We start from the raw sequence: 12,503 nt of genomic DNA on the forward strand, positions 1-12,503 counted from the left end.
CGCGCCGTTCGTCGGGCCGCACCAGTCGCGCACAAGGCTAACACCAGCGCGGGTTGTCAGCGTTGCCGTCATGACAACCACTGCACACACCCAGAACCAGAACCACGACGCGTCGGATGGCGACACGCCCGGCCCGTTTCGCAGCCCGAGCTGGCCGGTCCTACGCCGTCTCAGCGGCGGGGCCCTGACCCTCGGCGGAGTCTCCTGCATCGCCGGCGGGACGTTGCATCCCATCGTCGACGGCGAGGCCCACTCCGTGGAGGCGCTGCAAGCGGTGGGCTCACCGTGGGCGCAGATCCTGCTCGCCGTCGGCACGACGCTGCTACTGCTCGGCCTGCCCGGGATGTACGCGTGGCTGGCACCCCGGATCGGGATCGCCGGGCTGATCGGGCTCGTCGCCTACGCGGTCGGCAATCTCGTCACCGCGACCGGGCACCTCATCGTCGAGCTGTTCGTCGCGTACCCGTTCGCGAATGACCCGGACAAGGCCGCGCTCATCGCCGCCGACGACTCGATGCTGGGCACCACCGCTTTCGAGCTGCTCAACACGGTCGGCGGGCTCGTGATGCTGGTCGGTATGGGGATGTTCGGCGCCAGCCTCATCCGCAACCGGGCGGTCCCGCTCTGGATCGGCATCCTCACCGTCGTCGGCATGGTCGGTTTCATGCTGCCGATTCCCGCGGTCGCCGGGATCTCGGGATTCATCTACGAGGCGCCGCGTGGAATCGCCATCGCCGCGATCGGAGCACTGATGGTTCGACGGTGATGTAGATCACAGGGCCGCCGGGGATGAAATCGGACCGCGGTCCGGTTAGTGTCTGGTGATGGGTCGCGAAGGCCCACCAGCCATCGATCGAGACCCGAACCGAAAATTCCTGGAAGGACCACGACATGACCTCCGCCACCACCGTCAAGGCACCCATCCCCGCCGGCACCTGGACCATCGACACCGTGCACTCCGCGGTGAACTTCTCCGTGAAGCACCTCATGGTCAGCAAGGTCCGCGGCAGCTTCGACACCTTCTCCGGCACCATCACCGTCGACGAGAACGGCACCCCCGCCGTCCAGGCCGAGATCGACGTCACCTCGATCAACACCCGCAACGAGCAGCGCGACGGCCACATCAAGTCCGCTGACTTCTTCGACGCCGAGAAGTACCCGAAGGCCACCTTCGTCTCCACCGGCGTCCGCCAGAACGGCGACGACTACCTCCTCGACGGCGACTTCACCCTCAAGGGCGTCACCAAGCCCGTCACGCTCGAGCTCGAGTTCGAGGGCACCAACCCCGGCATGGGCCAGGGCGCCGTCGCCGGCTTCGAGGCGAAGGTCGTCATCAACCGCAAGGACTTCGGCATCGACATCGAGATGCCGCTCGAGGGCGGTGGCGTCGTCGTCGGCGACAAGATCACCATCACGCTCGAGATTGAGGCCCTGCAGGCCTGATCCGCACGATCCCCGATGGACCGGCACCGTGAGGTGCCGGTCCATTTGTGGTTTCGACACGCCGCGTGGCCGCTTCGCGTCCGCGTGGCGGCTCAACCAGCGGGGATGGCTGCGTGGCCGCTTCGCGTCCGCGTGGCGGCTCAACCAGCGGGGGATGGTCGTGTGGCCGCTTCGCGTCCGCGTGGCGGCTCAACCAGCGGGATGGTCGGCTCTCCCTTCGGTAGGCTTCGGGGAACGCCGTCAGGCAGGAGAAGCCGATGGGACGACCACGCCGGACCCGTCGTGGTGTGCCGTGGACACGTCTGCGCCGACGCACCGCGGGTTTCTTGTGGGGCACCTCGACGGTTCCGAGCCCCCGGGGATGGGCCCGGATCGGCCCGCCCATGCGCAGCAAGATCGCCCTGCACGCCACCGTCACCGCGATGACCGCCGTGATCGCCAGCAATACGGTGATCGGCGTCGAGACCTTCTTGCTCGTCCAACTCGCCTTCAACGGCGGCCAACTCACCTTCGACGAGACGCTGGGCGCGCCGAATTTTCCCGTGGTCGTGGGTGCGATCATCGTCGGCATCCTGACGAATCTGCTGCTGGGGATGCTGGCCGTCCGGCCCCAGCTGCGCTGGTTCATCAGCTGCCAACCCGCCGACCATGCCCGTCGACGCGCCGTACAGCGGATACCGATCGTGCAGCTCGGAGTCACGGTCGTCTCGTGGAGCGCGGCGGCGCTGTTCTACGTGTTCATCGCCGAAGAGCTCACGACCGCGACCGTCGCCGGCGTCGCGGTCGCATTCGCGCTGGCCGGTATGTCGAGTGCCTGTCTCACCTATCTGTTCGCCGAACGCGCCGCCCGCCCCCTGGCCGTCGTCGTCCTCGAGGACTTCCCCACGAACCACGTCATGAACGGTGTGCGCGTGCGGATGCTGGCCGTGTGGGCGGTGAGCTCGGCGGTGCCGATGGTCGGTTTGTTGACGGTCAACGCGGGGCGCTGGACCGGTCTGCTGCCCGATGTCTACGGCGCGGTCGACTGGACGACCGTGATCCTCTGCCTGGTGGGCCTCGCATCCGGAGCCCGTGTCATCGCGCTTGTGGGGCAGGCGATCACCGATCCGCTGACGGAGATGCGCCGGGCGGTGCACCGCGTGGACCACGGTGACTACAAGGCTCGCGTGCCCGTGTACGACTCCTCGGAACTCGGTGTGCTGCAACACGGTTTCAACAGGATGGTCGAGGGTCTCGCCGAACGGGACCGCATGCGTGAGATATTCGCGCGACACGTCGGCGACACCGTGGCCGAGCTCGCGATCTCCGACGGTGTCGGCATGCACGGCACCAACACTCGCGTCGGTGTCCTGTTCGTCGACATCGTCGGCTCGACCGGGCTGGCGCAGCAGCGTAGTCCCGACGACACCGCAGCCCTGCTCAATGCCTTCTTCAGCATCGTCGCCGACGTCGTCGATCAACATTCCGGGTTCGTCAACAAATTCGAGGGCGACGCCGCGCTCGCCGTCTTCGGTGCGCCCGTCGAGATCGACGACCCGGCCGGCGCCGCACTCGGAGCCGCTCGGGATCTCGCCGACCGTCTCGCCAGCAGCCTCGACATCCGTTGGGGGATCGGGGTTTCCTACGGCGAGGCGTTCGCCGGCAACATCGGCGCCGAGCGACGCTATGAGTACACCGTCATCGGCGACCCGGTCAACGAGTGCGCGCGGCTGTCCGACATGGCCAAGACCGGACGCATCCCGGCTCTGGCCAGCGGCGCTGCCGTCGAGGCCGCCGGCGAGGAAGCGCAGGAGTGGAAGCTGCTCGGCACACGGATCATGCGCGGCCGTTCCGAGCCCACCGCCTTCCATGCGCCGATCGAACTCGTAGAGCGCTTGGGGACGTCGACCAACCTCATCGCGGAATTGCTACGGCCCGCACGTCGCATCGTCGGCGCCAACCCGTTGCGGCTGACCACATTCTTCGGCGGGTGAAGCCTTCGCTGCGCTCGGCGGAAGAGATGAATCGTTGACGCCGTCCCTATGCGTCAATAGCGTGGGCCGCACGGTCCCGGTTAGGTTGCCGGGCATGACGACGCATCCCAGGGGGTCGCGATGAGTGGTTGGACGACAGCGGACGTGACGGACCAGACGGGCCGGACGTTCGTGGTGACCGGTGCCAACAGCGGACTCGGGTATCAGACCGCGAAGGTGCTCGTCCGCGCCGGTGCCGAGGTGGTGCTGGCGTGCCGCAACACTGCCAAGGCCGATGCCGTGGCGTCGGAGCTGGGGCCGAAGGCGACCGTCGCCAAACTGGACCTCGCCGACCTCGAATCCGTGCGAGCCTTCGCCGCCGGGGTGACCGGCGCCGACGTGCTGATCAACAACGCGGGACTGATGGCGGTCCCGTTCCGACGCACCACCGACGGTTTCGAGATGCAGATCGGCACCAATCATCTCGGCCATTTCGCCCTCACGGCGCTGCTGCTGCCGAAGATCACCGAACGGGTGGTCACCGTGTCGTCGACGATGCACCAGATCGGCGACATCCAACTCGACGACCTGAACTGGGAACAACGCCGCTACCGGCGCTGGCGGGCCTACGGCGACTCCAAGATGGCCAACCTGATGTTCGGCAAGGAGCTCGCCGCACGGCTGGCGGCGGCTGGGTCGTCGAAGAAGTCGTTGATCGCCCATCCGGGTTACGCCTCAACGGAATTGCAGGGCAGAAGCGAGAACTTCTCCGACTTCTTCGCGAAGCTGGGCAACAAGCTGCCGATCGCCCAGCCGGCGGCCGACGGGGCGCTGCCCCAGCTGTACGCGGCGACCCTGCCGGATGCGAGATCCGGGACGTTCTACGGGCCGACGCAGTTCTTCGGGATGCGCGGCGCCCCCGGACGCAGCGATTACAAGAAAGCTGCCGACGACGTCGAGTTCCGGACCGCGCTCTGGGAGGAATCGGAGCGGCTCACGGGGGAGAAGTTCGACGTCGGGGCCGTCGGCTGACGATCGGAGGCACCGCCTCGTCCGTTCCCATGATCGGACGAATGATGTTCGAGATAGAGAACTTCGGACGCTTGCGTGCCTTAGATTTCTCGGCATGACTCTCTCGAAACGTTCCTTGCGCATCGTCCTGGCCGGAGCGGCATGCGTTGCCGGCGCGACCTTCTCCACCGTCGCGGCCCCGTCGGCCTCGGCCGAACCCACCGGTTGCGTCGCCGGGGCGGCCGTCGTCGTCGCCGCGTCCTACTGCAGTGGTGGTACGGGGGAGCATCGGGTGCAGGCTGCATGTCTGGACTCGACCATGGTCGCGACACTCACCAACGCAAACGGCCCCTGGCGCGCACCGGGGCAGCTGTCGGTCGTGACCATCGGCGCTCAGACGAACGTCGGGAAGTGCATACTCCCGGTCATCGCGATCACCGGCGTGCGGTGATCCTGGCGCGCACCCTGGTTGTCGGCGCCCTGTGCGTCGGCAGTGCTGCGCTGTCGGCGGTGTCCGCGTCCTCGGCATCGGCCGAACCCACCGGTTGCGTGGCGGGGTCGGCGATCGTCGTCTCGGCGTCGTACTGCAGTGGTGGCACCGGTGAGCACCGGGTGGAGGCGGGCTGCATCGTTCCGGCGCTCTACGCCACGACCTTCGAAGCGTATGGGCCCTGGAGAAGCCCGGGGCAACTGTCGGTCGTGACCACCGGAGCGCCGACGAGAGCGGGGGAGTGCATTCTCCCCATCCAGGTCTTCGTCGGGGTGCGCTGAACCGGTTGAAAAAGGCCCGACTACTGGACGCTGAACGCGATGCTGTTCGACGCGCCCGAGATGGTGTCGGTGACGCGGATCGTGAAATCGCCTGCGCCCTTGAAGAAGTAGGACTTCACCGCGGTGCAGTCCTGGGTCTTGAACAGCGAGGCCTGCTTGGGGACCTTCGGTCCGGACAGGCGGACCTCCATGCGGCACTCGTTGCCGTCGACGATCGGCCCGGCGTCGATGATCGAGTTCCAGCGCACGCCCAGACGCGAGTTCTTCGGATAGGTGTTGGGCACGACGGCCGCGGTGTTGTTCGGTGTGTACACCCAGACGTTGATCGACTTGATGCCGTTCGGTGCGCCGGGGCGGCCGAGCTTGCCGTAGTGCGTGACCTTGTCGCCGCCGGACGAGCCGAGCGCGGCGCTGCCGGAGTCGAGGCTGCCGCTCGCGCTTCCGAAGAGTGTGTCGAGCGGGTTGGCGGTCGCCGGTGCGACGGGCAGTGCCAGTGCGGCGGTGGCGAGCAGGGCGGCGGCGATACGGGTGCGCTTCATCGACTTCTCTCGGTCCTCACGTTTATAACGAAATGATTAAAGCACGAGGATCGGCGTGTGCGTAGACAACTGCCCCCGCTGGTTGAGCCGGCCGCGAGCGGATCTGCTGGACAGAGCAAGCGACGAAGGAGCGCGTCGAGGTCGAGGCGCCGTGTCGAAGCCACCCCCGCTGGTTGAGCCGGCCCCGAGCGGAGCGAGGCGCCGTGTCGAAGCCACTTGGTGACCGCCCCTGCTGGTTGAGCCGGCCCCGAGCGGAGCGAGGCGCCGTGTCGAAGCCACTTGGTGACCGATCCGCGAAACCTGCCAACGACCCTGTGGACAGACTCGCCACGATCCGCTGGCTGTGGAGGCATCGACCGATTTGTCGCAGCAATCCTCGACAGTCACACCATGAGTGGCTTTCTCTACATCCTCGAATGCTCCGACGGCACGCTGTACGTCGGGAGTACTCGGAACGTCGAGCATCGAGTCGACCAGCACCAGACCGGAAACGGCTCGCGCTACACGCGTCCTCGTCGTCCCGTCCGGCTCGTATTCCAGCAGGAGTTTCCCAACATAGGCGAGGCTTACGCGGCCGAGCGCCGTGTCCACGGCTGGTCTCGCGCGAAACGGTCCGCCCTCGTCGCAGGACGGTTCGACCTGCTTCCGGAACTGTCGCGCACGAATCCTGGGTAAAGCACTCGAACGCACGTGCGACCTGGGTGTAGCCTGAAGTCATGTCTCTCGGCACCCAGGGCTCTTTGTTCTCCGAGCAGGCTGCAGAGCCGACGCTCGGCGACCTGTCGACATCGATCTCGCGCCGTCCGCTGGCCGAGGGTGCGTGGGTCGACCTGTGTCCCGGTTGGATCAGTGGTGCCGACGAGCTCTTCGACCGCCTCCGCGAATGCGTCCCCTGGCGGGCCGAGCGTCGTCGAATGTACGAGCGGGTGGTCGAGGTTCCGCGGCTCGTCTCGATCTACCAGGCCGATGACCGATTCCCCGACCCGATCATCACCGGCGCACGCGCCGCACTGACCGAGCACTACCGCGACGAACTACCCGAGGGTTTCGCGACCGCCGGGATCAGCCTGTACCGCGACGGCAACGACTCGGTTGCGTGGCACGGCGACCGCATCGGTCGGGCGTCCACACACGACACCATGGTCGCCATCATCTCGCTCGGTTCACCTCGGCCACTCATGCTCAGACCCCGCGGTGGCGGTCGGTCTCTGAAGTTCACCCTGTCGTCGGGCGACCTGCTCGTCATGGGTGGCAGTTGTCAGCGCACCTGGGAGCACGCCGTGCCCAAGGTGCGCGGCGTCGGTGCCCGTATCAGCATTCAACTGAGGCCGCCCGGAGTGTGGTGATCTGGCCGATCAACGCCGACCGGGCGCGGCGCGGACGCCGCGTGCGTTGAGGTCACTTCGCATGATCGGTCGCCAAGTGGCTTCGACTCGGCTCCTCGCTTCGCTCGGTGCCGGCTCAACCAGCGGGGGTTGGCCGAGCGTCGCGGGGAGGTCGCGTGCGTTGAGGTCACTTCGCATGATCGGTCGCCAGGTGGCTTCGACTCGGCTCCTCGCTTCGCTCGGTGCCGGCTCAACCCGCGGGGGTCGGGTCAGCCGGCGCGTGTGGCGTCGGAGACCGGCGTGATCGGGAGGCGCAGCGCGCCGGGCGCGTGGGCGGGGACCGTCGGGAGGTGGGGCTCCACCGGCTCGACCGGCCGGTACGACGCACCGAGCTCGGGACGCGGGTCGGCCTCGCCGGCATTGGGCCACATCGCCAGGGCGCGTTCGGCCTGCGCGGTGATGGTCAGCGACGGGTTGACGCCGAGGTTGGCCGAGACGGTCGCGCCGTCGACAATGTGCAGCCCCGGGTGGTTGAACACCCGGTGGTACGGGTCCACCACGCCGTCGGCCGCCGAGCGTCCGATCGAGCAGCCGCCCAGGAAGTGGGCCGTCATCGGGATGTTCAGCAGGTCGACGATGGAACCGCCGGCGTCGCCGTCGATCTCGCGTGCGACGGCGCGCACCGCCTCGTGTCCCTCCGGGATCCACGTCGGCGGGGGATCGCCCTCGCCCTGCCGGCTGCGCAGCATCGGGCCGAAACGACCTCGGCGCGAGAACAACTCGAGCGAGTTGTCGGCGGTCTGCATGACGAGTGCGATGATGGTGCGCTCCGACCAGCGTCGTACCGAGAGTCCGCGCAGCGTGATCACCGGGTGACGGACCATCTCGATCAGCGCCTGCAGCAGTCGCGGCAGCGGACCGCCACCGTCGACGAGAATGGCCTGCAACATGCCGATGAGGTTGCTGCCCTTGCCATATCGCACGGGTTCGATGTGCGTGTGGTCGTTGGGGTGGAACGACGACGTGATCGCGACACCCTCGGTGTAGTCGATGTCGAGGTCGCGTGCGGTGGCGGCCAGGACCGCCTCGGAGTTGGTGCGGACCACCTTGCCCAGGCGCGACGACAGCCCGGGCAGGTGGCCGCCCTGCTGCATGTCCAGCAGCAGCTTGTTGGTGCCGTACGTCCCGGCGGCGAACACCACGTGATCGGCGGTGAAGGTGCGGCGCCCGCGGCGCGACCAGCGTCGGCCCGACCGGTGCGACTCCACGACGTACCCGCCGCCCGAACGCGGCCGGACGGTGTCCACGGTCGTCATCGGAATGATCTCGGCACCGGCCTGTTCGGCCAGGTAGAGGTAGTTCTTGACGAGCGTGTTCTTCGCTCCCACCGGACATCCCGTCATGCAGGCGCCGCAGTCGGTGCACCCGGTGCGTGCCGGGCCGGCGCCGCCGAAGAACGGGTCGTCGACCGTCTTGCCCGCCTCGCCGAAGAACACGCCGACCGGGGTGTGGACGAAGGTGTCGCCGACTCCCATCTCCTCGGCGACCTTGCGGATCACGCGGTCGGCGGGCGTCACCTTCGGATACGTGGTCACGCCGAGCACGCGTGAGGCCTGGTCGTAGTACGGGTCGAGCTCGGATGCCCAGTCGGTGATCGATCCCCAATGCGGGTCGTCGAAGAACGCCGGCAGCGGACGGTACAGGGTGTTCGCGTAGTTCAGCGATCCACCGCCGACGCCCGCACCGGCCATCACGAGCACGTCGCGCAGCAGGTGCATGCGCTGCACCCCGAACAGTCCGAGCGCGGGTGCCCAGACGTAGTCCTTGAGGCGCCAGCTCGTCTTGGGCAGCTCGCCGTCGGAGAAACGCCGACCGGACTCGATGACCGCGACGCGGTAGCACTTCTCGGTGAGTCGCAGGGCCGCAACCGATCCGCCGAAACCGGAGCCGATGACGATGGCGTCGTAATGGTCAGGGGTGGAACTCACGGTGCGACGGTCCTCTCGGTGTCGGATTCGGTGGCGTCGGATGCGGCGTCTGATCCGGTGGTGACTGCCTGGTCGACGGGTGCGGCGGGGATCGCGGCGTCGAAGCGGTGGTCGGTGGGTTCGAAGGACGACATCATCCGGCGGAAGTCGCTCGTGAACTTCGGCCACATCACCGAGTTGCGACCGGTGGAGTCGAGGTACCAGCTCGAGCAGCCACCCGAATTCCAGACGGTGCGTTCGAGTTCGGGATCGAGTTCGGAGTTGTAGCGGTCCTGTGCATCCTCGGTGACCTCGAAGGTCGACCGGCCGCTACGCGAGAGTTCGGCGAGTGCCTTGCTCATGTAGTACGCCTGCGGCTCCAGCATCAGCACGATCGAGCTGTGACCGAGATTGGTGTTGGGGCCGTACAGGAAGAACAGATTGGGGAAGCCGTGGACCTCGACCCCGCGGTAGGCGCGCGGTGAACCCTTCCACGCGTGGGCCAGCGTGCGGCCGTCGCGCCCGGTGATCGCCGACGCGATGGGCGGCTCGGTGGGGGTGAACCCGGTCGCGAAGACGACCGTGTCGACCTCGTGCTCGCGACCCTGGTCGTCGACGGCACCGCGTGCGGTGAGGCGGGTGATCGCTCCAGTGACGGTCGCGTTGTCACGCTGGAGGGCGGGGAACCACTTGTTGGTCAACAACATCCGCTTGCAGCCGATGGTGTAGTCGGGGGTGAGCCGACGGCGTAGCGCACGGTCGCGGACCTGGACACGCAGCTGGGCCAGCGCGATGGTCTTCGCGATCGGCAGCAGCTTGGGATTGCGGGCCATCATGAGGACGTAGGCCTCGCGATAGGTCCACACCATCCGCCGGACCAGTCGGTGGATACCGGGAACCCGACGATAGAGCGCGCGTTCGAGGGTGCCGATGTTGCGGTCCAGACGCGGGACGACCCAGGCGGGGGTGCGCTGGAAGACCGTGAGATGCCCGACCTCGTCCACGATCTCGGGCACGATCTGGATCGCCGACGCGCCGGTGCCGACGATCGCGACGCGTCGACCGCGCAGGTCGTGGGAATGGTCCCAGTCGGCGGAGTGGAACATCGTGCCGGTGAACTCGTCGGCGCCGGGGACGGTCGGCAGGCCGGGTTCGGACAGGGCGCCGGGCGCGGCGACCAGGTAGCGGCACCGGATCTCACCGTCGGTCGTGTCGACGACCCACTCCTGCATGCCACCGTCCCAGCGCGCCGACGTCAGCGCGCAGTTGTATCGGATCTGATCGGCGAAATCGACTGCGACCGAGCGTAGATACCGATGGATCTCGTCGCGACGCCCGTAGGTGTGCGACCACTCCGGGTTCGGCGCGAACGACAACGAGTACAAGGACGTCGGGACGTCGCAGGCCGCGCCCGGGTAGTCGTTCTCGCGCCAGACACCACCCGCGCCGTCGCCGCGCTCGATCGCCAGGGTCTGCAGCTGCGGATGGTCCTTTCGCAGACGATGCAGGGCGGCGAGGCCGCCGAATCCGACACCGACGACGAGGACGTCGACGCGCCGGGGCAGCGTGTTCTGCTGCGCGAGGGTCGGACTGGGTTCAGTCATGAGACAGGAGTTCCTTCCATACGGGCAGGAGTCGGTCGAGCAGCGCGCGGTCGGCGTCGGGCGAGCGCAGGATGCGCGACACCGCGAGTCCGCGTGCGAGTTCGATGGAGAGTTCGAGTTCCGCGGCGGTGTATCGGTCGCCGAACAACTCGGCACAACCGACGGCGAGGGCGTCGGAGACCTGTTGTTCGAGCGGGATGATCGCGGTTCGTAGCCCGACGTCGCAGCGGGCGGCGACCCACAACTCGAGAGCGGCGTCGAACAGCGGGCCGCTGAACGCCTCGACGAGGATCTCGAGTCCCTCGTCGCCCGTGCGGGGCCGCGACAGGATCTCTGCCAGTCGCCGTTCGACGAGGTGCCCGACCGCGGCGACCACCAGTGATTCCCGGGTGGGGAAGTGATGCAGGAGCGCCCCGCGGGAGATGCCGGCGCGGCGGTTCACCTCTTGCGTGGTGGTGGCTGCGTAGCCGACGTCGACGAGGGCGTCGACGGTCGCGTCGAGGATGAGCGCACGGGTGGTCGCGGTGCGTTCGGCCTGCGTACGACGACGCGGGGCGTGGGTGGGCTCGGTCACATCCACGACGATAGCACAAACAGTCCGGACTGCTTGTAAGTTTCCAAGAGATCGCGGCGCGTAAGTTGGACCGCATGCGATTCGGACTCTTCGTTCCCCAGGGCTGGCGTCTCGATCTCGTGGGTGTGGAACCCGCGGACCAGTGGGGGGTGATGTCGTCGGTCGCCGACCGCGCCGAGTCGGGCGGCTGGGACTCGATCTGGGTGTACGACCACTTCCACACCGTCCCGCTGCCCACCGACGAGGCCACGCATGAGGCGTGGACTCTCGTGGCCGCCCTGGCCGCCACCACGAGTCGGGTCGAGATCGGCCAGATGTGCACCGCGATGGGTTATCGCAACCCGATGTACCTCGCGAAGGTCGCCGCCACCGCGGACCTGATCTCCGGCGGTCGCGTGCAGATGGGCATCGGTGGCGGCTGGTACGAACACGAATGGCGTGCATACGGTTACGGATTCCCGTCGGCGGGTGAGCGGCTGGCGCGGCTCGACGAGGGCGTGCAGATCATGAAGCAGGCCTGGGAGACCGGACGGGCGACGCTCGACGGCAAGCACTACACCGTCGACAACGCCATCTGCGCCCCGCAGCCCACGGCCGGACGGCTGCCACTATGGATCGCCGGCGGCGGGGAGAAGAAGACGCTGCGTATCGCGGCCAAGTACGCCGACTACACCAACTTCGACGGCACGCCGGACGGGTTCGCGCACAAATCGTCCGTCCTGCAACAACATTGCGCCGATCTCGGACGCGACTTCGCGTCGATCACCCGCTCGGCCAATTACAACGTGCTGCTCGGCGAGACCGAGGCCGACGTGGAGCGCAAGCTCACCGACCTCGAGGCGCGGTTGAGCAAGATCGTCGGGCCCGACGCGGCGTCCGGCAGCATGGGCGCGTTCCGGGGGATGCCTGGCGTTGGCACCCCGGAGCAGGTCGCGGAAAACCTACGGGGCCTCGCCGATGCCGGCCTCGCATATGGGATCTGCTACTTCCCGAACATCGCCGTCGACCGCGAGGACCTCGAGATGTTCGAGCAGCGGGTGATCCCGGCGTTGCGCTGAGCTTCAGGCTGTCGGGTCACCAAGTGGCTTCGACTCGGCGCCTCGCTGCGCTCGGTGCCGGCTCAACCAGCGGGGGTGGTCGCCAGGTGGCTTCGACTCGGCGCCTCGCTGCGCTCGGGGCCGGCTCAACCAGCGGGGGTGGTCGCCAGGTGGTTTCGACTCGGCGCCTCGACCTCGACGCGCTCCTTCGTCGCTTGCTCGGCCCGGCGGCTGCGCTCGGGGCCGGCTCAACCAGCGGGGGCGGGGCCGGTTGAACCAG

General features: G+C 67.8%; 13 protein-coding genes. 9 read left to right on the top strand and 4 right to left on the bottom strand.

Features of this window, described 5'->3' with window-relative positions:
- Nucleotides 1-70: 70 nt before the first annotated feature.
- The 6 genes from B1818_RS17750 to B1818_RS17775 all read left to right on the top strand — a co-directional run bounded on the left by B1818_RS17750 (nucleotide 71) and on the right by B1818_RS17775 (nucleotide 5,177).
- The gene (locus tag B1818_RS17750; protein ID WP_078113517.1) at nucleotides 71-766 is read left to right on the top strand and encodes a hypothetical protein; all 696 of its coding nucleotides are present in this window, start codon (nucleotides 71-73) and stop codon (nucleotides 764-766) included.
- A 125-nt stretch (nucleotides 767-891) separates the two neighbouring features.
- Nucleotides 892-1,443, top strand: coding sequence for a YceI family protein (locus tag B1818_RS17755; RefSeq protein ID WP_065631738.1), 552 nt, complete (start codon nucleotides 892-894; stop codon nucleotides 1,441-1,443).
- A 257-nt stretch (nucleotides 1,444-1,700) separates the two neighbouring features.
- The gene (locus tag B1818_RS17760; protein ID WP_078113518.1) at nucleotides 1,701-3,416 is read left to right on the top strand and encodes an adenylate/guanylate cyclase domain-containing protein; all 1,716 of its coding nucleotides are present in this window, start codon (nucleotides 1,701-1,703) and stop codon (nucleotides 3,414-3,416) included.
- A 120-nt stretch (nucleotides 3,417-3,536) separates the two neighbouring features.
- A complete protein-coding gene (locus tag B1818_RS17765) occupies nucleotides 3,537-4,427 on the top strand; it encodes an oxidoreductase (RefSeq protein WP_078113519.1) in 891 nt (296 codons plus the stop codon).
- Nucleotides 4,428-4,521: 94 nt separating this feature from the next.
- The gene (locus B1818_RS17770) at nucleotides 4,522-4,857 is read left to right on the top strand and encodes a hypothetical protein (protein ID WP_078113520.1); all 336 of its coding nucleotides are present in this window, start codon (nucleotides 4,522-4,524) and stop codon (nucleotides 4,855-4,857) included.
- A complete protein-coding gene (locus B1818_RS17775; protein ID WP_238995029.1) occupies nucleotides 4,818-5,177 on the top strand; it encodes a hypothetical protein in 360 nt (119 codons plus the stop codon). Before B1818_RS17770 ends, B1818_RS17775 begins: the two co-directional genes overlap by 40 nt.
- 20 nt (nucleotides 5,178-5,197) lie before the next feature.
- On the opposite strand, the gene B1818_RS17780 is transcribed toward B1818_RS17775, so the two are convergent.
- On the bottom strand, nucleotides 5,198-5,716 hold the full coding sequence (locus tag B1818_RS17780; RefSeq protein WP_058253916.1) for a hypothetical protein: 519 nt from the start codon (nucleotides 5,714-5,716) through the stop codon (nucleotides 5,198-5,200).
- Nucleotides 5,717-6,106: 390 nt separating this feature from the next.
- On the opposite strand from B1818_RS17780, the gene B1818_RS17785 reads away from it, so the two are divergent.
- Nucleotides 6,107-6,391 (top strand): GIY-YIG nuclease family protein, encoded by a 285-nt coding sequence (locus tag B1818_RS17785; RefSeq protein WP_065631742.1) that lies wholly within the window; start codon nucleotides 6,107-6,109, stop codon nucleotides 6,389-6,391.
- Between the two features lie 41 nt (nucleotides 6,392-6,432).
- Nucleotides 6,433-7,062, top strand: coding sequence for an alpha-ketoglutarate-dependent dioxygenase AlkB (locus B1818_RS17790; protein WP_078113522.1), 630 nt, complete (start codon nucleotides 6,433-6,435; stop codon nucleotides 7,060-7,062).
- Nucleotides 7,063-7,310: 248 nt separating this feature from the next.
- On the opposite strand, the gene B1818_RS17795 is transcribed toward B1818_RS17790, so the two are convergent.
- The 3 genes from B1818_RS17795 to B1818_RS17805 are packed head-to-tail and all read right to left on the bottom strand — an operon-like array spanning nucleotide 7,311 to nucleotide 11,186.
- Nucleotides 7,311-9,029, bottom strand: coding sequence for a GMC oxidoreductase (locus tag B1818_RS17795; RefSeq protein ID WP_078113523.1), 1,719 nt, complete (start codon nucleotides 9,027-9,029; stop codon nucleotides 7,311-7,313).
- On the bottom strand, nucleotides 9,026-10,612 hold the full coding sequence (locus B1818_RS17800) for an NAD(P)/FAD-dependent oxidoreductase (protein ID WP_078113524.1): 1,587 nt from the start codon (nucleotides 10,610-10,612) through the stop codon (nucleotides 9,026-9,028). The genes B1818_RS17795 and B1818_RS17800 overlap by 4 nt, the downstream gene beginning before the upstream one ends.
- On the bottom strand, nucleotides 10,605-11,186 hold the full coding sequence (locus B1818_RS17805; protein ID WP_078113554.1) for a TetR/AcrR family transcriptional regulator: 582 nt from the start codon (nucleotides 11,184-11,186) through the stop codon (nucleotides 10,605-10,607). The genes B1818_RS17800 and B1818_RS17805 overlap by 8 nt, the downstream gene beginning before the upstream one ends.
- Nucleotides 11,187-11,260: 74 nt before the next feature.
- Here B1818_RS17805 and B1818_RS17810 point away from each other — a divergent pair, with 74 nt between their 5' ends.
- A complete protein-coding gene (locus B1818_RS17810; RefSeq protein ID WP_078113525.1) occupies nucleotides 11,261-12,244 on the top strand; it encodes an LLM class F420-dependent oxidoreductase in 984 nt (327 codons plus the stop codon).
- Nucleotides 12,245-12,503 lie beyond the last annotated feature (259 nt).

Source organism: Gordonia sp. IITR100, assembly GCF_002009645.1.
Classification (GTDB): Bacteria; Actinomycetota; Actinomycetes; order Mycobacteriales; family Mycobacteriaceae; genus Gordonia; species Gordonia hongkongensis.